The sequence below is a fragment of the Shewanella sp. YQ_9 genome, from assembly GCF_043103185.1.
GTDB lineage: Bacteria > Pseudomonadota > Gammaproteobacteria > Enterobacterales > Shewanellaceae > Shewanella > Shewanella algae.
Genome location: NZ_JBICJO010000019.1, coordinates 51811 through 73397 on the forward strand (window position 1 = coordinate 51811; position 21587 = coordinate 73397).

Genomic DNA, 21587 nt, shown 5'->3' on the forward strand with positions numbered 1-21587 from the left:
ACAAGGAGCCCAAGATGAAACCACTGATGCGTTCCCTTTCCATCAGCTCCATGCTGACATTAACCGCCTTACTCTGGGGTTGCAGCGATGTCATCAGCGAACAATACCCCACCGAGGCCGAAGCACGGGCTGAAGGAGTATTCGAGCGAGGCTGGCTGCCACCGATATTGCCGCCCTCGGCCACGGATATAAAGGTCAACAATGATCTGGACAACAACAGCTCCAGCGGCAGTTTCCGTCTGCCCGCCGCGGCAATGAGCGAGTTCACTTCTCAGTTAAAAGCCGAAGAAGGCCTGGCCAACAGCTGGTATTACCGCGAAGGCGACTCCCTGTGGATCTTCCGCCTGACCCAGGACGGAGTTATCCAGTACCAACTACAGTAAGGCTTCAGCTAGGTAACGGTTGCAGCTTGGCCAACAGGAAGGCCAACTCGGCCACATTGTGGGCGGTATCTGTCTTTACCTAAAGACTAGACATACTCCCGGAGCACTTCCCGGCCCAGCGTCAGCACCTGCATCTCTTCCGAGCCGCCGGAAACTCTGTCGACCCGCAGATCGCGCCAGAAGCGGCTGATGCGATGCTCGCCGGTGATCCCCTGGCCGCCAAACACCTGCATGGCATTGTCGACCACATCGAAGGCCGCCTTGGAGCAGTAGAGCTTACACTTGGCGGCATCGCCCGGGGTCATCTGGCCGTTGTCGGCCTTCCAGGCGGTGTGATAAATCATGTTCTTCATGTTGGTGAGCTGCACCGACATATAGGCAAACTTTTCCTGGATTAGCTGTGTCTTGGCGATCGGCAAGTCAAACTGTACCCGCTTGTTGGCATAACGGGCGGCATCTTCGAAGGCGCAATAGGCGCAACCGTAGTTGCTGCAGGCAATGAGGAAACGCTCCAGATCAAACTCCTTCTTCACCCTGGCAAACCCGTTGCCTTCGGTACCAAAAAAGTCCTTTTCCTCCAGCTCTACGTTGTCGAACTCCACCACACAGCAACTGTCCATCTTTAGTCCCAGCTTGGGCAAGTGGCTGACAGAGATCCCCGGTTTACTCATGTCGACAAAAAACTCGGAGAAAATTGGTTCGAAGCTGGCGGAATCTTTGGCCATCACCACCAAGTAAGGGGTCTCGGCGGCACTGGTGATATAACATTTGGTGCCATTGAGGTAGACCTTGCCCTTCTTTCGGGTATAAGTGGTCTGCAGGCTGCGTACATCCGAGCCGGCATCCGGCTCGGTGACCGCCGAGTTCCACACCTGTTTGCCGGTACCTATATAGGCCATGATCTTGTCGATCTGCTCCTGGGTGCCTTCCTGCAATATCGTGGGAAAACCCGCCATCTGATAAAGCACATAGGTTGGCGCACCGAGACGGCCCAACTCTTCCCAGATCAAGGCCAGAGTCACCAGACCGGCATCGCTGCCACCGTATTCTTCCGGAAGCAGCAAACTGTCCAGCCCCAGCTTGGCCAGCTCTTTGACAAAACGTTCAGGATATTCATTGTTGTCGTCGCAGGCGGAGAAATAGCGCTCCCAGTCCTCCTGTGACATCAGGTCTCTTACTCCTGCAATAAATGCTTCTTGTTCGTTTGTCAGTCGATAGTTCATCGATACCTCAGCAAGTTTTCATCAGTAAGCAGGACGCCTGTCTAAACTCTGCGACAGGTACCTACGGCAGTATAACCCCAGGCATATTCGAGTCAATCCAGATTGAAATGCTGGAACATGGTCAATATTATAGAAATTAGCCCGCAATCCCTTTGAGCCATTTCACAATAATCCAAGTGAAATAGATTATTGAACAATAAGGTATAAATTTAAAGCCTGAAACAATCCATTTAATTAATTTAAATATAAAATCACAGAAAATAATTTTTGATTTATTGAGCAATATCAACCAATAGAATCAATCGACAAGTAAACTCAACTTATCGTTATATAATCGTGGAGATATAAATGGCTCAAAATGTAAACTTCAAAATTATTCCTGTAACTCATTACAAACAAAATGCCTGTATTGTTTGGCAAGATGGTTGCAACAAGGCTGCTGTAATAGACCCAGGTGGTGAAGTAGAGAAGATAACAAGCTTTATTGAAGACAATAAACTGGAGCTGGATAAGATACTCCTGACCCATGGTCATATAGATCATATCGGCGCGGCCAGATTATTGGCCAAGAGTTCATCTGCCGAAATACTCGGCCCTCATAAGGATGATACTTTTCTGTTTGATATGTTGCCGGAGGAATGTCGTCTATATCAATTTCCCCACTGTGATGTCTTTTATCCAGACCGCTTTCTTGAGCAGGATGACACTATTTGGGTCGGTGAGTTACAACTTCAGGTGATTCATTGCCCGGGCCATACACCAGGCCACCTGGTATTCTTTGCCCCGGCGGCCAAGTTGGCCTGGGTTGGCGATGTGCTATTCAGACACTCCATAGGCCGCTGCGATTTTCCCGGCGGGAATCACGCAGCGCTGCTGGATTCCATCAAGAACAAACTCTGGCCACTGGGGGGAGATACCTGCTTTATTCCCGGTCATGGCCCCATGTCCACTTTTGCTGAAGAGCGGCGCCACAACCCTTATGTCGCCGACCGTTGAAGCTGTTGCCGCCTCCCATGAGGCGGCGATTTCTCAGTATTTGATAACTAGCGAAAGATTATTAGTATTTTATAATCAGTGCTTTACAAATCCTACAACACTGGTGTCCGCCAGGGTCATGCCACGGGTTTCCGGTGCCAGCAAGATGGAAACCACCAGGCCCAACAGTGAAATACCGGCACCGGCCATCATGGTCCAGGAAACGCCATAAGCGTTCATAAACACAGGCAAGGCATAGGTCGAGAGTATGGTGCCTATACGGCTGAAAGACATCACGGCACCCACGGCCGAAGCGCGGATATCGGTAGGGAACAGCTCATTGGGGTAGAGCCACTGCAAGATCCCAGGGCCTCCGGAGCAGAAGGCGTACATGCCAAAGGCCGCAATCACCACCCAGATACCTGGAGAAGAAACCAGCCCCAGCATGGCCAGTGACAAGGTCATCATGGCAAAGCTGATGATAAGCAGTGGTCGACGGCCCATGGAATCCAGCCAATACATGGCCGGAATACAGCCTATGATAAAGAAGGTACTGATAATAATGTTGCCAAGCGCCGAGTCTTTGCCATCGTAAAAACCCAAGGCCCCGACTATCTGCGGCCCAAAGGTGTAGATGGCAAACATGGGAATGATCTGGCAGGTCCAAATTGTGCCGATAAAGATGATCATGGTGAAGTTGCGTTTTTCGAACAGCTTACGATACTGAGTATCGCTTTTTTCTTCCGCTTCAATATGAACATTACCGCCAAAGTATTCTTGCATAACTTGTTTGTACTCGGCGATACGGCCCTTGCGCAGTAGCCAGCGTGGCGACTCGGGCAGATGGAAACGCCCAAGCAGGATTACCAGACAAGGTATCAGGCCGCTGCCGAGCATCCAGCGCCAGCCCCCTTCAACGTCATAAAGCAGATAACCTACCGCATTGGCCGCAGTAGCGCCCACATACCACATCAAGGCTATGAAGCCCATGGTAAAGGCCCGCTTCTTGGTTGGGGAAAACTCGGCCACCATGGAGGTGGCAATGGGGTAATCGGCCCCTATCACTACCCCGATAAGGAAGCGCATCACCACTAACTCTATCGGCGATGAAACGAACATAGTGGCGACAGATAACACGGCTATCGCTATGATATCTATTAGAAACATTAACTTACGACCGAATAGGTCGGCGATGTAACCAAAGAGTGCGGTACCGACAAATAGGCCCACCAGGGTAGATGCCCCAACCAGGCCTATCCAGTTGGCATCCAGCTGCATTTCAGGGATCAGTTGCTCAAGCGCCAGGCCAATAATGACCAGAATATAACCGTCGAGGAAGGGACCACCACTGCCCCAAAACATGATTTTCTTATGTAATGGCGTAAACTCCATTTCATCGAACTTTTTAGCTTTCATATGCTAATCTCTTATATTAAACCAATAAACATGGTTGATTTATTCGTTCACAAAATGTGCCATTAATCTTCAGCCTGATTTCTCAGTCGAGAAATACTGAATAAAAAATGGGACTAAAACAAATCTGAAGCTCAAAAGTGAGAAAACGGTTACAGTTAGCAAACTACATAAGTCGCAGACAAATCTTTAAACAGGTTAAAAGTTAAAACAAATAAGAGCACAGCGCTTCAAGTTAAGCATTATCAAAATCTGTTTATTCAACAGAACTAATAACATTAAAAGTGTATGCTCTCATTTTGCACAATCGAGCTCGTTAGAAAACTAACTTAAATTCAGATTTAAGGTTTTCAAGCGGCACTAGCCATAACGATATTCAATACCGAATGTACCTCTGGGATATTCCCATTTCTTGATAATGGTTTCACCGCAAAGCATTTTACAGGTGCCACATTCCAAACAACCTGCAGAGTCAAATTTAAGGCTGCCGTCGTCCTGAATTTTATAGAGTCCTGCTGGGCAGGCGTTGACCAACTTACGGAATTCATTGATATCCGGGTTTTCAACAAGCTCAATATGTGGATGTCCCTCATCAACATAGAACTTGTTCACCCCCAATTTCACATCAACATTGACTGGCTCGCTCATATCGCTGTCATCCCCTTAATACCATCTTTAATCAGATTCATATAACCCACTTCTTTGGCATGCTTCATCAGGGTCTTGCGCAGAGGTTGCGAGGCGCTGCCATCTATGGTGAACATCTCCTGCATAATGTCGGCGACCAGCTTGGGATACTGATTGAAGATCCTTGGGTTCTCCATAAAGGCGGGTAATTTCTGGTACAGCTTGAGATCTTTCATGATGAAGCTGTTGTCCAGCAGTGTTTGATAGGCACCGAGTCCGGCGGCACTGAAGTCATTCTTGGCCTTGGCGGCAAGTACGGCTCTGGCAGCGGCCTCACCGGATGCGATAGCCAAGTCCATTCCGCGAACCGTATAGCCCACGTTGAGACAGAAGCCTGCCGCATCCCCGGCAATCAAGACACCGTCATCCACCAGCTTGGGCAGCATGTTCAGTCCGGCCTCGGGAACCACGTGGCCTGAGTACTCAAGCAACTTGCCACCTTCAATCAAAGGCTTGATCGCCGGATGATTCTTGAAGTCTTCCAACATCTGCGGCACTGTCTTGGAAGAGGTTTCTATGTGGTGCAAGCCACAAACAATCCCCAAAGAAACAGTGTCTTTATTAGTGTAAAGGAAGCCCCCACCCAAGAGACCATTGGAGGGTGAACCGGCAAACAGCCAGGCAACGCCTTCATCACCGCTGACATTAAAACGATCCCGTATCTGCTGCTCTGACAGGGCGATAAGCTCCTTGGCTCCGACCGCCATGGCACTGGATTGCACCTTGGGCTTAACCATGCCGAGCTGTTCCCCCAGAAGAGGGTTGACCCCTTCAGCCAGAATCACTGTCTTGGCCAACAGTGAGTCGCCATCGGCCTCCACCCCTATGACCTTACCGTCTTCCTTGAGGATTTTTTCAACCCGAATACCGGTAATAAACTGAGCCCCGGCTTCCTCGGCCTGTTCGGCCAGCCACTGATCGAAAGTGCCCCTGAGCAGAGTATAAGATTCCTCTACCGGCTCCTGACCACGGCCGTTGTGATAGTCCAGGGTTACTGCAGTATCATCAGTGAGAAACGATACTTTTTCCTTGGTAACCTTACGCTCCAGCGGCGCCCGTTTGGCAAAATCGGGCATAATCTTTTCCATGCTGTGGGCGTAGAGTCTACCGCCAGTCATATTCTTGGCCCCGGCATAGTTGCCGCGTTCAATCACCAGAACATCGGCGCCCTGACTGGCCAGGACATAGGCAGCAACGCAGCCGGCGAGCCCGCCTCCCACTATGATTGCGTCAAATGCATCTTCTGACATGCTGATCCTCTCTTGAATTCGAGACTACCGGCCCCTTGAGCCGGTAGCCGGGCCAGATAGTTAGCCTTTGAAACTGTTCAGCAGGGCTGGAACTATCTTGTTGATATCACCGACAATGCCGTAATCCGCATACTGGAAGATGGGGGCATTCTTGTCTTTGTTGACAGCAATAATGGTCAGGGAGTCGTTGACGCCAACCATGTGCTGGATCTGACCGGAAATCCCTATGGCCATATAGACATCAGGCTTGATCATCACACCTGAAACCCCAATGTAGCGCTCACGCTCCATCCACTTTTCAGTTTCGGCAATCGGACGGCTGCAGCCCAGTTCGGCACCAACCTTGGCGGCCAGCTCTTCAATCAGCTTCAGGTTATCCTGCGAACCTATGCCATTGCCCACACCGATAACGCGCTTGGCCTTACCCAGGTCGATATTGGATTTTTCCTTTGGCCGACGTGCCAGGCAACGAATGCCATTGGCTGGGGCAACAAATTCCAGAGTGATCGTTTCGGCGCTGCGGCCCGCTTCTTCGGCTGGCAACCCCTTGAAGGCGCCGGCGGCTAGGGTCACCACAGCAATTTGAGAGGTGATCTTCTCTGCGCCGATGGCTAGGCCACCGTAGACCAGGTGCTTGGCACCGACATGGCCTTCGCCATCGATTGTGAGTTCGGCGGCATCATTGAAAACCCCGGCACTCAGGCGCACACCCAGCTTGGCGGCCAACGCCTTGCCGCGGCGGCTGGCTGGCAGCAAGACCAGGGACGCCTGCGCTTCGGCTTCAATCGCCTTGGCCATGGTCAAGGCGTACTCTTCCACTATGCGGCTTGAGTCCTTCTCGCCCAGGTGATACACCTTGTTTGCGCCCAATGCTGCAGCCCTGGCAACCTCATCGGCACCACCCAAGACGAATACAGAGACTCTGTCACCCAGTTGCAGACCGGCGGCCATCACTTCGGGCAGACGAGCAGCCTCGCTGCTGAAAACCCAAACATTTGCTAGCTTGTTCATTTCATCCCCCTCAATTCAACACATTGCCAATATGGCCGACAAACTCGGCAACCTGGCCTTCATCATCACCCTCGATAATGATCTGCTTGCGGGCCTTCTGTTCAGGCGCAGTAATAGACACCAGCTCCACCAGCTGCGGGATCTCTTCCAGCGCCAGTTCGGCATAAGCCAGCTTGTTGACCGGCTTTTTGCCCGCCGCCAGAATGGCTTTCATTGAAGGGATTTGAGGTTCGTTGATATCGGCAGAAACAGCCAACACGGCAGGGAGCGACAACTCCAGCTCTTCAACTTCATCGTCCAGCTCGCGCTCAACCCTGACCATACCGTTGGCGACTTCCAGAATTTTGCTGACACCATTGATGCAAGGTACTTGCAGCAATTCACCAAGCAGCAAACCTACCTGCTGGGCGTAGAGGTCACCCGAACCGTCACCGCAGAGGATCAGCTCAAACCCTTCCTGCTTGGCAGCAGCAGCCAAGACTCGGGCAGTTTGATGGGGCAGCGCCTGCTCCAGCTTGGGATCGCAAACCAGGGTCAGCGCGTCCGGGCCTCTTGAGAGGATATCTTTGCAGGCTTTGGGGGCGGCCAGTGCATCTGCGCCTATACTCAACGCCGTAATGCTGCAATCGCTCTGGGTTGCCTTGATTTGTACCGCAGCTTCAACGGCACACAGATCGAATTGGCCTATCTTTTTGTTTACATTACTTGTATCTACAGGAAGGTTGGGAATGACTTTGATATCCTGCTCTTCCGGGACAAGCTTATAACATGCAATGATCTTCATCTTATCTCCAGTCTAAGTATCACTATAAACATTCGTCTCTACTGGTTTACATTCCTCAACATTGGTGATCGGAAACCCATAATTAATAAAATTTCAGGCTTGCATCACACAAAGTCGCACCCTCCTGGGTAACGAAAGGGAATAAAAGTCCACACCCATTTAAATATCAATATGGATAATAGATTAGTTCACCTTAACCAAATTTAGAGTTGCTTAATTGATTATCAGATTAATTAAATAAACCTCTCACAATCCATCAGCGTCATTTTATTAATACAAGCTATTTTCAATTAAGACCAAACAAATTCGTTTGTTGAGCCACTTTTTGTGAGCAACATCCAACTTTTCAACCAAATTAAACAAAACCTGATTATATAACGACCTTCAATGGTTCATTTTTACCGTTTTTATTGATTTGCATCACACATTTTCAAGCAAGGTAACAATCCATTGACCAAAAGTGTGATGCGGGAATGTTTTTTTATTCATGACCGAAACCATAATCGGTTCAAATTAAAAACGGAGGGTGGTTAATGAATAAGTTTAAGCTAAAAAATCTAAGCTTGATGTTATTAGGATTAACGCTTAGTGCGCCAAGTTTGGCGGTGGACATCAGTGGTTCAATAAGAGCGAACTACAGCATTAAAGATTTTAGTGACGCTTCAAAAGCTACGGGTGGTGATTTCGATTTCAACACCTTGGGAATAAAACTCTCCCAGGATTTTGAAAACTATGGTTTTGTCGCCGAATATCGTTTTGCCGATGGTTACGACTATCTTAAAAACGGTTATGCCTATTGGAATGCCAATGAAGATCTGACCCTGCAGCTCGGTGTGGTCAGCAAGGCATTCGGTAACAAGAACTTTGCTTCCCATAACTGGTGGTACAGTCTCAACTACTACCTTGGCTTCGAAGATGACTATGGTGTTGGATTCAATATCAACCATAAATTCAATAACTTCGAAACAGACTTTTCCTTCATCCAGAGCTCTCTCTACAAGGGCAGCGACTATCGTAACTTCGCTGGTACCATAGGTTCGGGCACCATAGACGGCACAACCTATAACAACAAGGAATACAACACTGTCAGCTTGCGCGAAAGCTACAGATGGGAAAATGACAACTGGCAGGTGCTCTTGGGAGCCTCCGTTGAATACGGCCAACTTTATAATCCGGTGGCCGATGAATCAGGAGACAACCTGAACTATGCCGTACACCTGGATGCAAAATATCGTGGCTGGGGTGTACAACTTCAATATTTGAAGTATGACTTTGATCAATATGATGATGGTCAAATAGATACTTCAAAAATTGGTGTTGGCGCAGTTAATGGCTTCTATGAAGTAGCAGCCAAAGGCGACATCATGACATTCAACCTGTCAAAAGTGGTCGATACCCAATGGGGTGGCCAATTCACCTTCTACAACGACTTCAGTATTTTGACACCAGATGAATCCAACTTTGACGACTCAGTACTGAATAGCACTGGGGTCTCACTTTCTTACAAACAATTCTTTGTGTACGTCGATTATTATCATGCCAAAAACGTTGTGTGGCTGGGTGACAATAGTCTGGGTCTGAAAGACAGCGATAAGGAGTGGAATGGTCGATTCAACATTCACTTGCAGTATTGGTTTTAATAACTGAGCTATTTAGCCAGTAGCTCAAACCCAAATCATTTTTTATTAATCTGGGGTTTTTAATTAAACCTCATGGGCTCACCTTTCCTGAAAATCAGTTAAAGACTTTTGGGTATGGAGAATTTTGATGAGTGAAAATAAAAAGATCAAAAAGGCTGGTATTGAAGCGAAGATATTTTTCCCTTCACTATTGGTAGTGATCCTTCTCTCCTACTTTACTGTGAGAGACCTTGATGCCGCCAATGAAGTAATCAGCGCAGTCTTCCATTACTTAACCCACAGCTGGGGTTGGGCATTTGAATGGTACATGATAGTCATGTTGGCCGGCTGGCTCTGGTTGCTGTTTGGTCCTTATGCCAACAACCGCCTCGGTAATGAAGAACCTGAATTCAGTACCGGAAGCTGGATCTTCCTGATGTTTGCCTCCTGTACTTCAGCTGCAGTGCTGTTCTGGGGCTCGTTGGAGATCTACTACTATGTCAGCTATCCCCCATTTGAGCTGGAACCTTTGTCGGTACAGGCCAAAGAACTTGGACTGGCTTACAGTCTGTTCCACTGGGGACCGCTGCCATGGGCCGGTTACGCCTTCTTCTCCGTGGCTCTGGGTTACTTCCTGTTCGTGAAGAAGATGGACGTGGTACGCCCAAGCGGCACCCTCTATCCCATCATGGGCAAGAAGTGTGAAGGCATCATAGGCACCATAATAGACAACATCTATGTCGTCGCGCTGATCCTGGCCATGGGTACCAGTCTGGGTCTGGCGACACCTCTGGTTACCGAATGTATTCAGTATCTGTTCGGTATTCCGCGCACCATAGAAGTGGATGCCACCATTATTTCAGCCTGGATCATCTTCAACGCCATTTGTGTGGCCTTTGGTCTGCAAAAAGGGATCAAGATTGCCAGTGACCTGCGCAGCTACCTGAGCATCATCATCCTCGCCTGGGTACTCATCATTGGTGCCACCACATTCACAGTGAACTACTTCACCGATTCCATCGGGGTATTGCTGATGAACATGGGCCGCATGCTGTTCTACACAGCCTCTGTCAGTGACAGCAGCTTCCCTCAGGATTGGACAGTGTTCTACTGGGCCTGGTGGGTAGTTTACGGTATCCAGATGTGTATCTTCCTGGCCAAGATCTCCCGCGGCAGAACCGTGCGTCAGCTGTGTCTGGCCATGGTAGGTGGTCTAACAGCTTCTACCTGGTTGCTGTGGACCATACTCGGCAGTAACACACTTAATTTGATGAACGAAAATATCGTCAATATGCCTGCCCTGATTGAACAGTATGGTGCCGCCAGGGCCATTATTGAAACCTGGGCCGCTTTACCTATGAGCACCATTACCATGTGGATGTTCTTTATTCTGTGTTTCCTGGCAACAGTAACATTAATTAACGCCTGTTCTTACACCTTGGCCATGTCTACCTGTAAAGGGGTTGATGCGGATAATGAACCACCGGTTTGGGTTCGTGTAGGTTGGTCTGTATTGGTCGGTGTTATCGGTATTGTTTTGTTGGCTTTGGGCGGATTAAAACCACTGCAAACAGCCATTATTGCCGGCGGTGCGCCTCTCGTTTTCGTGAACATAATGATCATTATCTCATTCTTGAAAGATTCACGAAAAAATAACTGGAAGAGTTGATCGGATTATAGATTCACCTCACACCTTACTTTGAACAAATGTATTTATATAGGGGACTTTTCATGGATTATCGTTTAACTGATGAGCAGGAATTATTTGTTAAAGGTGTTCGTGACTTAATGGAGAGAGAAAACTGGGAACAATATTTCTCCGAGTGTGACGAAAATAGTCAATATCCAGAAAGATTTGTAAAAGAACTGGCAGAAATGGGCATAGATAGTCTGTTATTGCCGGAAGAGTTTGGTGGCTTCGAAGCCGGACTGATGACCCTGGCGGTTATCTGGGAAGAGCTGGGCCGCCTCGGTGCCCCCACCTATGTCCTGTTCCAACTGGCCGGCTTTACCACAGTACTGAAACACGGCACCCAAGAGCAGATCGACAAGATCATGGCTTTCCTGGGTACCGGCAAACAGATGTGGAACTCCGCCATCACCGAGCCTTCAGCCGGTTCCGATGTTGGCAGCCTGCAAACCACCTATACCCGCCGCGACGGCAAGATTTACCTCAATGGTACCAAGTGCTTTATCACCAGTGCCGCCGGTTGCCCCTTCCTGGTGGTGATGGCCAAAGACTCAGCTTCCGAGAAACCTGTGTTCTCCGAGTTCTTTGTCGACATGACCAAACCTGGCATCAAGGTCAGCAAGCTTCCCAAACTCGGCCTGAAGATGGACAGCTGCTGCGAAGTGCAATTCATCGATGTTGAGCTGGAAGAGAAAGACTTCTTCGGCACCGAAGGCAACGGTTTCCTGCGGGTGAAAGAAGAATTCGATGACGAACGTTTCCTGGTGGCCTGCACCAACTATGGCACGGCTTACTGCGCCTTCGAAGATGCCGCCAAGTACGCCAACCAAAGGGTACAGTTCGGCGAGGCCATCGGCCGTACCCAGCTGATCCAGGAGAAGTTTGCCCATATGGCCATCGAGCTGAACAACATGCGCAACATGATCTATCACACCGCCTGGAAAGCCGACAACGGCATCATGACTTCAGGTGACGCAGCCATGTGTAAATACTACTGCGCCAATGCCGCCTTCCGGGTGGTTGACCATGCCATGCAGGTCTTCGGGGGTTACGCCATTGCCGGTGAGCACCGCATCAGCCGCTTCTGGCGCGATCTGCGGGTAGACAGAGTTTCCGGCGGTTCAGACGAGATGCAGATCCTGACTCTGGGTCGTGCTGTGCTGAAAGAGTATCGCAACAGGTAGTTGCCCATGAGTACCGGCCGGGTTCGCCTAATCTCCCTGCTCCCGGTGAAACCGGCCGGTCGGTATGGCGCAGCACCATCTGCGCCATCAATGCCAAGAATCGATAGAAGGAACAGATCATGTCACATCATTTAGCTATGCCAACATTTGGCCCTCTCTCGGGTGTCAGAGTCGTGTTCTCCGGCATAGAGATTGCCGGCCCATTTGCCGGGCAACTGTTTGCCGAATGGGGCGCCGAAGTTATCTGGATTGAAAACGTGGCTTACACAGACACTATCCGGGTGCAACCCAACTATCCTGAGCTGTCACGCCGTAACCTGCATGCCTTGTCGCTGAATATCTTCAAGGATGAAGGGCGCGAAGCCTTCCTCAAGCTGATGGAAACCACAGACATCTTTATCGAAGCCAGCAAGGGCCCGGCCTTCGCCCGTCGTGGCATCACGGATGAAGTCTTGTGGGAACGCAACAAAAAGTTAGTTATCGCTCACTTATCAGGCTTTGGTCAGTACGGCACCGAGGAATACACTCACCTGGCCGCCTATAACACCATAGCCCAGGCCTTCAGTGGCTATCTGATGCAAAACGGCGATGTCGACCAACCCATGGCGGCCTTCCCTTATACGGCTGATTATTTTTCAGGCATGACAGTAACCACATCTGCGCTGGCAGCCCTTTACAAGGCGCAGCAAACGGGTGTTGGCGAAAGCATCGACGTGGCCATGTATGAAGTTATGTTACGCATGGGCCAGTACTTCATGATGGACTACTTCAACGGTGGCAAGATGGCACCACGTCAGTACAAGGGCCGTGACCCTTACTATGCCGGTTGTGGTCTGTACAAGTGTGAAGACGGCTACATAGTGATGGAAATGGTCGGCGTCACCCAGATTGAAGAGCTGTTCAAAGACATAGGTCTTGGCCACCTGCTGCACACGGAAGCGGTACCGGAAGGCACCCAGCTTATCCACCGCATCGAATGCCCACATGGGCAGGAAATTGAAGATGCACTGGAGCGTTACATAGGCCAACGCACCATAGAACAAGTGCGCGAGCGCTTCGCCGAGCTGAAAATTGCCTGTGCCAAGGTACTCAGCGCCGAAGATCTCGAGTCCAATCCTCAGTACATCGCCCGTGAGTCTATCACCCAGTGGCAAACCATGGACGGCCGTACCTGCAAGGGTCCCAATGTGATGCCCAAATTCAAAAACAACCCAGGCCAGATCTGGCGCGGCATGCCAAGCCACGGCATGGATACCGATGCCATTCTCAAAGATATCGGTTATGACGAAGCTGCTATCCAGGAGTTGGTGAATAAAGGGCTGGCCAAAATCAAGGGAGAAAAATAACTCCTGAAGTCGTGCGAAGGCCGGTATTTACAGGCCTTCGCTGCATAACCCGTTTTATTGAGCAAGGTGTCAAATGGATATAATAGCTGGACAAGATTTACGTCAGACCTGGGATGATCTGGCCCTCAACTATGGAGAGAAAACGGCGCTTATCGTCGAAAACCTTCAAGGGCTGGCCCAGGAATACAGTTATGCCGGGCTCAATAAAGAGATCAACCGCACCGCCAACCTGTTTCATTCGCTGGGCGTCGCCAAGGGCGACAAGGTGGCGCTGCATATCAACAACTGTGCCGAATTCATCTTCTGTTGGTTCGGTCTGGCCAAGATAGGCGCCATCATGGTGCCGATAAACACCCATCTGCTGCAGGAAGAAACCGCCTATATTCTGGACAAGTGCGCTATCTCTCTGGTGGTTACCAGCAGTGAGTATCAATCACTCTACAGCGGCTTGCAGCAAGATCCCGGTTCACCGCTGCAGCAGATACTGCTGATAGCCGACGAGTCGGCCACTGCACCGGCTAGCATTCTCAATTTCCACCGCCTAAGGCTGGCACAACCCGATGAACTGCAACACAGAGTGCCATTGAGCAGCAGCGATGTTGCCGAAATCCTGTTTACCTCGGGTACCACTTCCCGTCCCAAGGGGGTGGTAATTACCCACTACAACCTCAGATTCGCCGGTTACTACACCGCCTGGCAATGTGCCCTCAGGGACGATGATATCTACCTGACTCCCATGCCCGCCTATCATATCGACTGCCAGTGCACCGCAGCCATGGCGGCCTTTTCGGCGGGAGCCACCTTTGTGATGCTGGAAAAATTCAGCGCCCGCGCCTTCTGGGGTCAGATTTGTAAGTATCGTGCCACTGTCACTGAGTGTATCCCGCTGATGATCCGCACCCTGATGATGCAGCCTACAATGCCTTGGGAGAAACAGCATTGCCTGCGTGAAGTATTGTTCTACCTCAACCTGTCAGATCAGGAAAAAGACGCCTTCGTCGAGCGCTTTAACGTGCGCCTGTTTACCTCATACGGCATGACAGAAACCATAGTCGGCGTCATAGGCGACCGCCCAGGTGACAAGCGGCGCTGGCCCTCCATCGGCCGGGTCGGCATGGGCTATCAAGTGGAGATCCGCGATCAACAGGGGCGCCCCTTACCTACCGGTGAAACCGGGGAGATCTGTATCAAGGGCGAACCGGGCAAGACACTGTTTCGCGAGTACTACAAGTTGCCGGAAGAGACCGCCAAGACACTCTCCGCCGACGGTTGGCTGCACACGGGTGACTCAGGCTACGTCGATGAGGAAGGTTTTTTCTATTTTATCGATCGCAGCTGCAACATGATCAAACGCTGCGGCGAAAATATCTCCTGTGTCGAACTGGAAAACATTATTTCAGAGCACCCCAAAATTGCCGATGTCGCCATTATTGGGGTGAAAGACTCTATTCGAGATCAAGCCATCAAGGCTTTTATTGTCTTGCATGAAAACCAGACAATTACCGAAGAGGAGTTCTTCGAATATTGTGAAGAACACATGGCTAAATTCAAGGTGCCTTCTTTCCTTGAGATAAGAAAAAGCTTACCAAGAACCTGTTCGGGGAAAATAAAAAAGAAGAGTCTTTGCTGACAAATAGTTAATCGAACTATCAAGTTTTAAATTTAAGCCTTCTAAATATCGAAGGCTTAAAAAGCAAACCGTAAAAACCAAGAAAGTAATTGGTAATGCCTTTATTACCAAAATTGTCGTAGCTGGGTAATATCTGCTTAAACCATAAATAGTTATGGCCTTAGGCTGGTGATAAGCGTTAACTGTATTTCGCACATACTCAGTGATATTTTAATTTTTATCCAGATGGAGTATTAGCATGAACGAATCGTTACACATACGCCGCAATGGCCATATTCTGGAAATCACCCTGGATCGCCCCAAGGCCAACGCCATAGATGCCAAGACCAGTTTTGCCATGGGTGAAGCCTTTATCGCTTTCCGTGACGATCCGGAACTGCGGGTAGCAATTATCACAGGGGCCGGTGAGCGCTTCTTCTCTGCCGGCTGGGACCTGAAAGCCGCCGCCGAGGGTGAAGCCCCGGATGCCGACTTTGGTCCGGGCGGTTTTGCCGGTCTGACCGAGCTGTTCGATCTGGACAAGCCAGTTATCGCCGCCGTCAATGGTTATGCCTTCGGTGGTGGTTTCGAGCTGGCCCTGGCCGCCGACATGATAGTCTGCAGTGACAACGCCAGCTTCGCCCTGCCGGAAGCCAAACTGGGCATAGTACCGGATAGCGGCGGCATGCTGCGCCTGCCCAAGCTGATCCCGCCTGCGATCGTCAACGAGATGATGATGACCGGCCGCCGCATGGATGCCCAGGAAGCGCTGCGCTGGGGCATAGTCAACCGGGTAGTGGACAACAGCCAACTGATGGAAACCGCCCGAGAGTTGGCGCAGGAGATCACCCAGAGTGCTCCTCTGGCCATCGCCGCCCTGAAAGAGGTTTATCGCACCACCAGCGAAATGCCGGTGGAAGAAGCCTATCGCTTTATCCGCAGCGGCCAGCTGAAACACTATCCATCCGTATTGCACTCAGAAGACGCGCTGGAAGGGCCACAGGCCTTTGCCGAAAAACGCGATCCTGTCTGGAAAGGCAAATGATTTAAGGAAAGCACGCCAACCGGGACAAGGATGTCCCACCCTCAAGCCAAACAGGAAAATGCCATGAGCTGTTATGCATTTGAAGGTCTGATCCCTGTTGTCGACCCCAGCGCCTTTGTTCATCCCAGTGCCGTACTGATAGGCGATGTGATAGTCGGCGCCAATGTCTACGTTGGCCCCCACGCTTCCCTTCGCGGTGATTATGGTCGGCTGCTCCTCAAGGCCGGCAGTAACCTGCAGGATGGCTGCATCATGCACGGCTATTGCGATCAAGACACTATAGTCGCCGAAGATGGCCATATCGGCCATGGCGCCGTGCTGCACGGCTGCATCATAGGGCGCAATGCCCTGATAGGCATGAACAGCGTGATCATGGATGGCGCTGAGATTGGGCCAGACAGCATAGTCGGCGCCATGAGCTTTATCAAAGCCGGCTTTAAAGGCCAACCGCGGCAGTTACTGGCAGGCTCTCCCGCCCGATATATCCGCGATGTCACAGAGCAAGATCTGCACTGGAAACACCTCAATACCCTGGAATATCAGGCGCTGGTGCCGCGCTGCCACAACTCCCTTCGGGAAGTGAGGCCGCTGACACAAGCCGAAGCCAACCGTCCCAGGCTCAAAGGGGTCACAGAGGTGACCTACAAGGCCTGATCCCCTTGCTGAATGGAGTACCCGTATGCCACTCAATCCCCAGGTTGAAACCTTCCTGCAGCAAACCTATGCCGCAGGCTTCACGCCCTATGAAGATCTGCCGCCCAACGCCGGTCGTCATCAGGAACACAGCGATATTCCCCCGGCCAGGCCACCGGAAGAGATGGCCGCCGTTGAACACAGATTTATTCCCGGCCCTACCGCCGACCTGCCGGTTAGGATTTACCGCCCCAAACACAGCGAACAACCCCAACCGGCGCTGATCTACTTTCACGGCAGCGGCTGGATGGTATCCAACATAGAAATCAACGACCCTTTCAGCCGGGCACTGGCCAAGAATTGCGGCGTGGTGGTGATTGCCGTCAATTATCAAAAGGCGCCGGAGCACAAGTTCCCCATCCCTATGGATGACTGTTACGCGGCGACCCTGTGGGTATTCAAACACGCCGAGAGACTGGGGCTGGATCCCAAGCGAATCGGTCTCTTCGGCGACAGCGCCGGTGCCAATCTCGCCGCTGCGGTGGCATTGAGGTGCCGCGATGAAGACTCGGCGGATCTCGCCTGCCAGGTGCTGGTTTACCCGCCGGTGCAGTACGGCTGGCACACGGCCTCGGCCGAGAAATACGCCACAGGTTTTTTGCTGCACAAGGACAGCATGAAGTACTACTGGAACCACTATCTGCGCAGTCCCGCCGATGCCATCCACCCCTATTGCTCACCTTTGCTGGCAACCGACCACAGCAAGCTGCCCACTACCTTACTCTACTGCGCCGAATGCGACCCCCTGTGCGACGACAGCCGTCTGTACGCCGACAAGTTGGCGACTTCCGGCGTAGCCGTGCACTATCAGCGCTACCCGGGCACGATTCACGGCTTTATCAAGATGTTGGGAGTATTCGATCAGGCCGATGAGTTCCAGCGCGATGTCGGCGCTCAAGTAAGAGAGCTGCTGGCGGTCAAGGATTAACAACCCAAGCGCCTGATTTTGGCAACCCTGAAATTGGGCACCCAAACAGCCACCAGAAATCACCATCTCCATGGGAGGGGTTAAGATTGACAACAAAATGCCCGGCTCGATGCCGGGCATTTTTATCTCGATGGGATCAGGTTTGAAATTGGCTCACTCAAGCCGCCGGACAGAGCTGCGCCTGCAGTTCGGCTTCCCCGGTCAAACCACGATAGCCCTTAATCAGCCTGCCCTTGCTGTCCAGCAATAACAGGATAGGTGTTGCCGGAATGCCGCCCATGTCCCTTACCAACTCCATTGGCGCTCTATAGGCCTCAAACGGAAAGTTGAGGCGGAACAGCGCCCGTTTCAGGGCCAGTTGATTGCCGTTGACGCCGAGCGCCACCGGCTGCAGATGACCAGGGCACAGCTGATGTAACTTTTTCAGTACCGCCGCCTGCTTGACACACCAGGGGCATTCGGGCTCGAAAAACATCAGCACAGCACTCTGGCCCTCGAGATGTGCCAGCGTCTGTTGCTCTTGCCCGCGAAGGGGCTGGAACAGATAATCGCGGGTCAGCTGTGAGGCCTGCAACGGCATGGCACACAGCAGCAATAATCCCAGAGCCAGGCGCTTCATAATCAGAACACCAGTTTCATGCCGGCATAGATCTCTCTGCCACGCAGCGGGCCATAGATGTAACCCACATCGAAGGCGCCTTCGGCGTCATAGAACAAGGGGCTTTCCTCGTCACCGGCCTGGGTATAGTCAAACAGGTTGCTGACCCCGGTATAGAAGGACAGGTTGTCGTTGAACTGATAGCTGGCACGCAAGTCCAGGGTAAAGTAGGACGGCGCATCAGTACGCTTCTTCGAGTCGGGATCCACCTTACCATTGGCATCCAGGCGGTTATAACCTTCATAACCGTACTGCGACAGATCGCGGCTGCCAATCCACACCAGGTTGGCGAAAAATTCCCAGTCGTTGACGTCCCAATCCACGCTCAGGGTCACCCGTTCCTCGACCGGTGCCACGGCATAGGAAGACTTGAATACCGAGTCATAGTCGAAGTGCTCACCTGTGAGGTTTACCGTCAGGTCATCGGTCAGGCGATAGCCCAGGGCGATATCTGTGGTCACCACGCTGGCCTTCTCATCCAGCTGGGTCAGCAGCGGGATCCCATGGTCGTTGGTGGTCAGCGCCGCCAGATGCTCGACTTCGGTCCAGGCCACAGAGGCGGTGGAGGTGAGTCTGTCACCCTCGTAGCTCAGGGCATAGTTCACCGAGTTGGAACGTTCCAGCTCGTCGATGTCGATATCGAACCCCAATGAGCCATCCAGAATGCCGTGATCAGTCTCGAAGAATGACAGCGGCGCCCGATAGCCACGACCGGCAGACAGACGCGAGGTCCACAGCTCATTGTGACGCAGGCGGATATCCACTCTGGGCGAGAGTATCGACTCGTCCAACTCTGTGCCCGGCTTGCTGGGGTCGGTAAAGTCGGCAGTGATGCTGTCGTAACGCAGCGCCATGGCGACTTCGAGGGCATCTGTCACTTGCCAGGTATCCTGCAGGTACAAGCCCTTGACATCATAGTCAAAAGAGTCGGAGACATAGTCAGGGTTGGCGCTGCCGGCGCGGGAGTGGGAACGCATCTCTTCGGTTCGCAGATCGGCGCCGAAGGTCAACAAATGGCTGTCGTTGAGCAGGTAGTTGAATCTGGCATCGAAGAACCACATCTTGTCATCGGCGGTATAATCGAACCCCTCATAGAAGGAATCCTGCTTGTGCTCGGCATAGCTTACCGCCAGGTGCATGTTCCAGTCGTCACTGAACTCCTTCAGCCAGGCAAGCGATGCCTCGTTGCGCTCTGTCTTGATCCACTCTGTGGTTTCCCAGGCCTTGCCCTTGTAGCGCTTGCGGATATCACCGTCTTCAAACAGCTGCTGCGGCTCACTGGGCTTATCATCAAAACCTGAGAGTACACTGCCTATGCTGGAAGCTGTGCCATCGGCAAAGTTGCTGCCCAGCATGGGGCCACCGAAGATCTCCGACTGGATATTGGCAATTCGCAGCACCAGGTTGTCAAAGTCGCCGATATCCTGGGAAATTCTGGCGGTTACGCTGCGGTTTTCCTGCAATGGCGCCTCGTTGACCTTGTTGTCATCGGCGTCGAACTGATCTCTGTCGTCATACTGAGCCACCAGCGTCGCCCGGGTGCGGCCGTCTTCACTGACGCCCTTGCCGAGTAAGCCCACTTTGCGATAGCCATTTTCACCGGCGGCGATATCCAGCTCGGCACCATTTTCGGTCGGCTCATAGCTGATGATGTTGATGGTGCCGCCAATCGCCTCAGGGGCAATCAGTGAAGCCCCGGCGCCGCGGGCCACTTCGATGCGTTCAATCCCAGTGGTAGGAATGGCATCGACGGCGTAATAACCGGAAATCATGGTATGCACCGGCAAACCATCCACCAGAATTGTGGTTTGCTCCCCTTTCATGCCGTTGAGCATGATGCGTTTCACACCACACATGGAGCATTCATTGGAGACTTTTACCCCGGGAGAGTTATCTATGGCTTCCGACAGGTTAACGGCATTCTTGTTTTCTATGATGCTGGCGTCTATCACTTCTGTCTTCATTATGGTGTTGGCCAGGGTGCCGGCTTGCTCCAGCCGCTGTCTAACCCCTATCACACTCAAGCGCTCCATGTTTTCTGCAGCCGGCTCCTGCGCTTCTTCTGCTTCTGCCGCCATCAACTGCGGGCTCAACAGAGCCGCCAAAACAACTGCCAGATAAGTCGGTTTCACTCAGATATCTCCCCAAATCAACAAAGTTGCGTAATATTATACGAATGAGAATAATTATCAATTGACTTAGATCATGTTTTTAACAGCCGCTCTAAAGGTGTATCAGCATCCCCTAAAGGTATTAACTGGTGGACGGCGGCTTTTCTCGGCAGTACAGAAATGCCCAAGGCCCGCATAATGGCGGGCCTTGGGTTTAAAAATGCTTTAAGTAAGATGCGGATCAGCTACAGAGTTGCCTTTGCAGTTCACTCAGTGAACGCACCTCGATATGGGGCTTAATCCCTTCGGGTGCCGCCTCTCCCTTAACGTTGAGCCAACAGGTATCCAGACCGGCTTGAAGGCCGCCGAGAATATCCGAATGGGGGTTGTCACCCACCATCAATACCCGCTTACGCTCGGGTTGCTGCATCTTGGCCAGCGCATGCTCAAAGATACCCGGATCCGGCTTGGCCAAGCCGACCTCTTCTGAAATAACCAACAGATCAAAGTGTTCGGCAAAGCCGGTCTTTTGCAACCGCACCTGCTGCAGCTCGGTAAAACCATTGGTGATAATCCCCAAGCGGGCACGGCCCTTGAGGCTATCAAGCAGCTCGGCAGCACCGGGAAGCGGCTCACAGATATCGGCCATTGCCGTCATAAAGGCGCTGTTGAGTTCAAAAGGTGTGCGCCCGAGACGTTTGGCCCAATGGCTGAAACGGGTCAGCTGCAACTCGCTGGCGCTGATCTTGCCATCCTGGTAGGCCACCCACAGCGGCGCATTGGTTTGCTGATACTCGGCATAGTCGGCATCGCTGAAATCCACTCCCTGACGGGAAAACATCAGCTTGAGCCCACGCGGCGCATCGAACTGAAACAGGGTTTCATCGGCATCAAACAATACCCACTGGTAAGCCTGACTATTAGAGTACGGCATTCTTCTCTCCTGTTTCCCTATTCTTCTTTAAACCAAAAGCCATA

19 protein-coding genes are annotated in these 21587 nt (G+C 51.6%); 10 read left to right on the forward strand and 9 right to left on the reverse strand.

Annotated features, from left to right (window positions below; translation table 11 throughout):
- The first annotated feature begins 14 nt into the window (after positions 1-14).
- Positions 15-383, forward strand: coding sequence for a hypothetical protein (locus ACF8D4_RS05355; RefSeq protein WP_261753107.1), 369 nt, complete (start codon positions 15-17; stop codon positions 381-383).
- A gap of 86 nt (positions 384-469) precedes the next feature.
- Here ACF8D4_RS05355 and caiA (ACF8D4_RS05360) read toward each other — a convergent pair whose 3' ends face one another.
- A complete protein-coding gene (gene caiA, locus ACF8D4_RS05360) occupies positions 470-1606 on the reverse strand; it encodes a crotonobetainyl-CoA dehydrogenase (RefSeq protein WP_028780099.1) in 1137 nt (378 codons plus the stop codon).
- A gap of 348 nt (positions 1607-1954) precedes the next feature.
- On the opposite strand from caiA (ACF8D4_RS05360), the gene ACF8D4_RS05365 reads away from it, so the two are divergent.
- Entirely contained in the window at positions 1955-2602 is a 648-nt protein-coding gene (locus ACF8D4_RS05365) for an MBL fold metallo-hydrolase (protein ID WP_144159995.1), read from the forward strand.
- Between the two features lie 75 nt (positions 2603-2677).
- On the opposite strand, the gene ACF8D4_RS05370 is transcribed toward ACF8D4_RS05365, so the two are convergent.
- The 5 genes from ACF8D4_RS05370 to fixA all read right to left on the reverse strand — a co-directional run bounded on the left by ACF8D4_RS05370 (position 2678) and on the right by fixA (position 7726).
- A complete protein-coding gene (locus ACF8D4_RS05370; protein ID WP_392464728.1) occupies positions 2678-3997 on the reverse strand; it encodes an MFS transporter in 1320 nt (439 codons plus the stop codon).
- 357 nt (positions 3998-4354) lie between these two features.
- Positions 4355-4642 carry a 4Fe-4S dicluster domain-containing protein gene (locus tag ACF8D4_RS05375; protein WP_025010089.1) on the reverse strand — a complete coding sequence of 96 codons (288 nt, stop codon included), beginning with the start codon at positions 4640-4642 and terminating at the stop codon, positions 4355-4357.
- On the reverse strand, positions 4639-5931 hold the full coding sequence (locus tag ACF8D4_RS05380) for an FAD-dependent oxidoreductase (RefSeq protein WP_167715687.1): 1293 nt from the start codon (positions 5929-5931) through the stop codon (positions 4639-4641). Before ACF8D4_RS05380 ends, ACF8D4_RS05375 begins: the two co-directional genes overlap by 4 nt.
- Before the next feature lie 60 nt (positions 5932-5991).
- Positions 5992-6942 carry an FAD-binding protein gene (locus tag ACF8D4_RS05385; protein ID WP_392464729.1) on the reverse strand — a complete coding sequence of 317 codons (951 nt, stop codon included), beginning with the start codon at positions 6940-6942 and terminating at the stop codon, positions 5992-5994.
- 10 nt (positions 6943-6952) lie between these two features.
- Positions 6953-7726, reverse strand: coding sequence for a putative electron transfer flavoprotein FixA (fixA, locus tag ACF8D4_RS05390; RefSeq protein WP_025010091.1), 774 nt, complete (start codon positions 7724-7726; stop codon positions 6953-6955).
- Between the two features lie 533 nt (positions 7727-8259).
- On the opposite strand from fixA, the gene ACF8D4_RS05395 reads away from it, so the two are divergent.
- From ACF8D4_RS05395 to ACF8D4_RS05430, 8 genes are all read left to right on the forward strand, one after another.
- Positions 8260-9366: a hypothetical protein gene (locus ACF8D4_RS05395; RefSeq protein WP_129586084.1), complete on the forward strand. Its 1107-nt coding sequence runs from the start codon at positions 8260-8262 to the stop codon at positions 9364-9366.
- A gap of 127 nt (positions 9367-9493) precedes the next feature.
- Positions 9494-11014 carry an L-carnitine/gamma-butyrobetaine antiporter gene (gene caiT, locus ACF8D4_RS05400; RefSeq protein WP_025010093.1) on the forward strand — a complete coding sequence of 507 codons (1521 nt, stop codon included), beginning with the start codon at positions 9494-9496 and terminating at the stop codon, positions 11012-11014.
- Positions 11015-11076: 62 nt separating this feature from the next.
- On the forward strand, positions 11077-12219 hold the full coding sequence (gene caiA / locus ACF8D4_RS05405; protein WP_025010094.1) for a crotonobetainyl-CoA dehydrogenase: 1143 nt from the start codon (positions 11077-11079) through the stop codon (positions 12217-12219).
- 119 nt (positions 12220-12338) lie between these two features.
- A complete protein-coding gene (gene caiB, locus ACF8D4_RS05410) occupies positions 12339-13565 on the forward strand; it encodes an L-carnitine CoA-transferase (protein WP_025010095.1) in 1227 nt (408 codons plus the stop codon).
- 73 nt (positions 13566-13638) lie between these two features.
- Positions 13639-15195: a crotonobetaine/carnitine-CoA ligase gene (gene caiC / locus ACF8D4_RS05415; RefSeq protein WP_025010096.1), complete on the forward strand. Its 1557-nt coding sequence runs from the start codon at positions 13639-13641 to the stop codon at positions 15193-15195.
- Positions 15196-15433: 238 nt separating this feature from the next.
- The gene (gene caiD, locus ACF8D4_RS05420) at positions 15434-16219 is read left to right on the forward strand and encodes a crotonobetainyl-CoA hydratase (RefSeq protein WP_025010097.1); all 786 of its coding nucleotides are present in this window, start codon (positions 15434-15436) and stop codon (positions 16217-16219) included.
- Positions 16220-16249: 30 nt separating this feature from the next.
- Positions 16250-16873 carry a carnitine operon protein CaiE gene (gene caiE / locus ACF8D4_RS05425; RefSeq protein ID WP_392468501.1) on the forward strand — a complete coding sequence of 208 codons (624 nt, stop codon included), beginning with the start codon at positions 16250-16252 and terminating at the stop codon, positions 16871-16873.
- A 25-nt stretch (positions 16874-16898) separates the two neighbouring features.
- Positions 16899-17840, forward strand: coding sequence for an alpha/beta hydrolase (locus tag ACF8D4_RS05430; protein WP_392468504.1), 942 nt, complete (start codon positions 16899-16901; stop codon positions 17838-17840).
- Positions 17841-17997: 157 nt separating this feature from the next.
- Here the strand turns inward: ACF8D4_RS05430 and ACF8D4_RS05435 are convergent, their stop codons facing one another.
- The 3 genes from ACF8D4_RS05435 to yjjG all read right to left on the reverse strand — a co-directional run bounded on the left by ACF8D4_RS05435 (position 17998) and on the right by yjjG (position 21543).
- Positions 17998-18459, reverse strand: a complete 462-nt coding sequence (locus ACF8D4_RS05435; RefSeq protein WP_107352473.1) for a conjugal transfer protein TraF — start codon at positions 18457-18459, stop codon at positions 17998-18000.
- Between the two features lie 2 nt (positions 18460-18461).
- Entirely contained in the window at positions 18462-20630 is a 2169-nt protein-coding gene (locus ACF8D4_RS05440) for a TonB-dependent receptor plug domain-containing protein (protein ID WP_392464731.1), read from the reverse strand.
- Between the two features lie 220 nt (positions 20631-20850).
- Positions 20851-21543 carry a pyrimidine 5'-nucleotidase gene (gene yjjG / locus ACF8D4_RS05445; protein WP_028780088.1) on the reverse strand — a complete coding sequence of 231 codons (693 nt, stop codon included), beginning with the start codon at positions 21541-21543 and terminating at the stop codon, positions 20851-20853.
- Positions 21544-21587 lie beyond the last annotated feature (44 nt).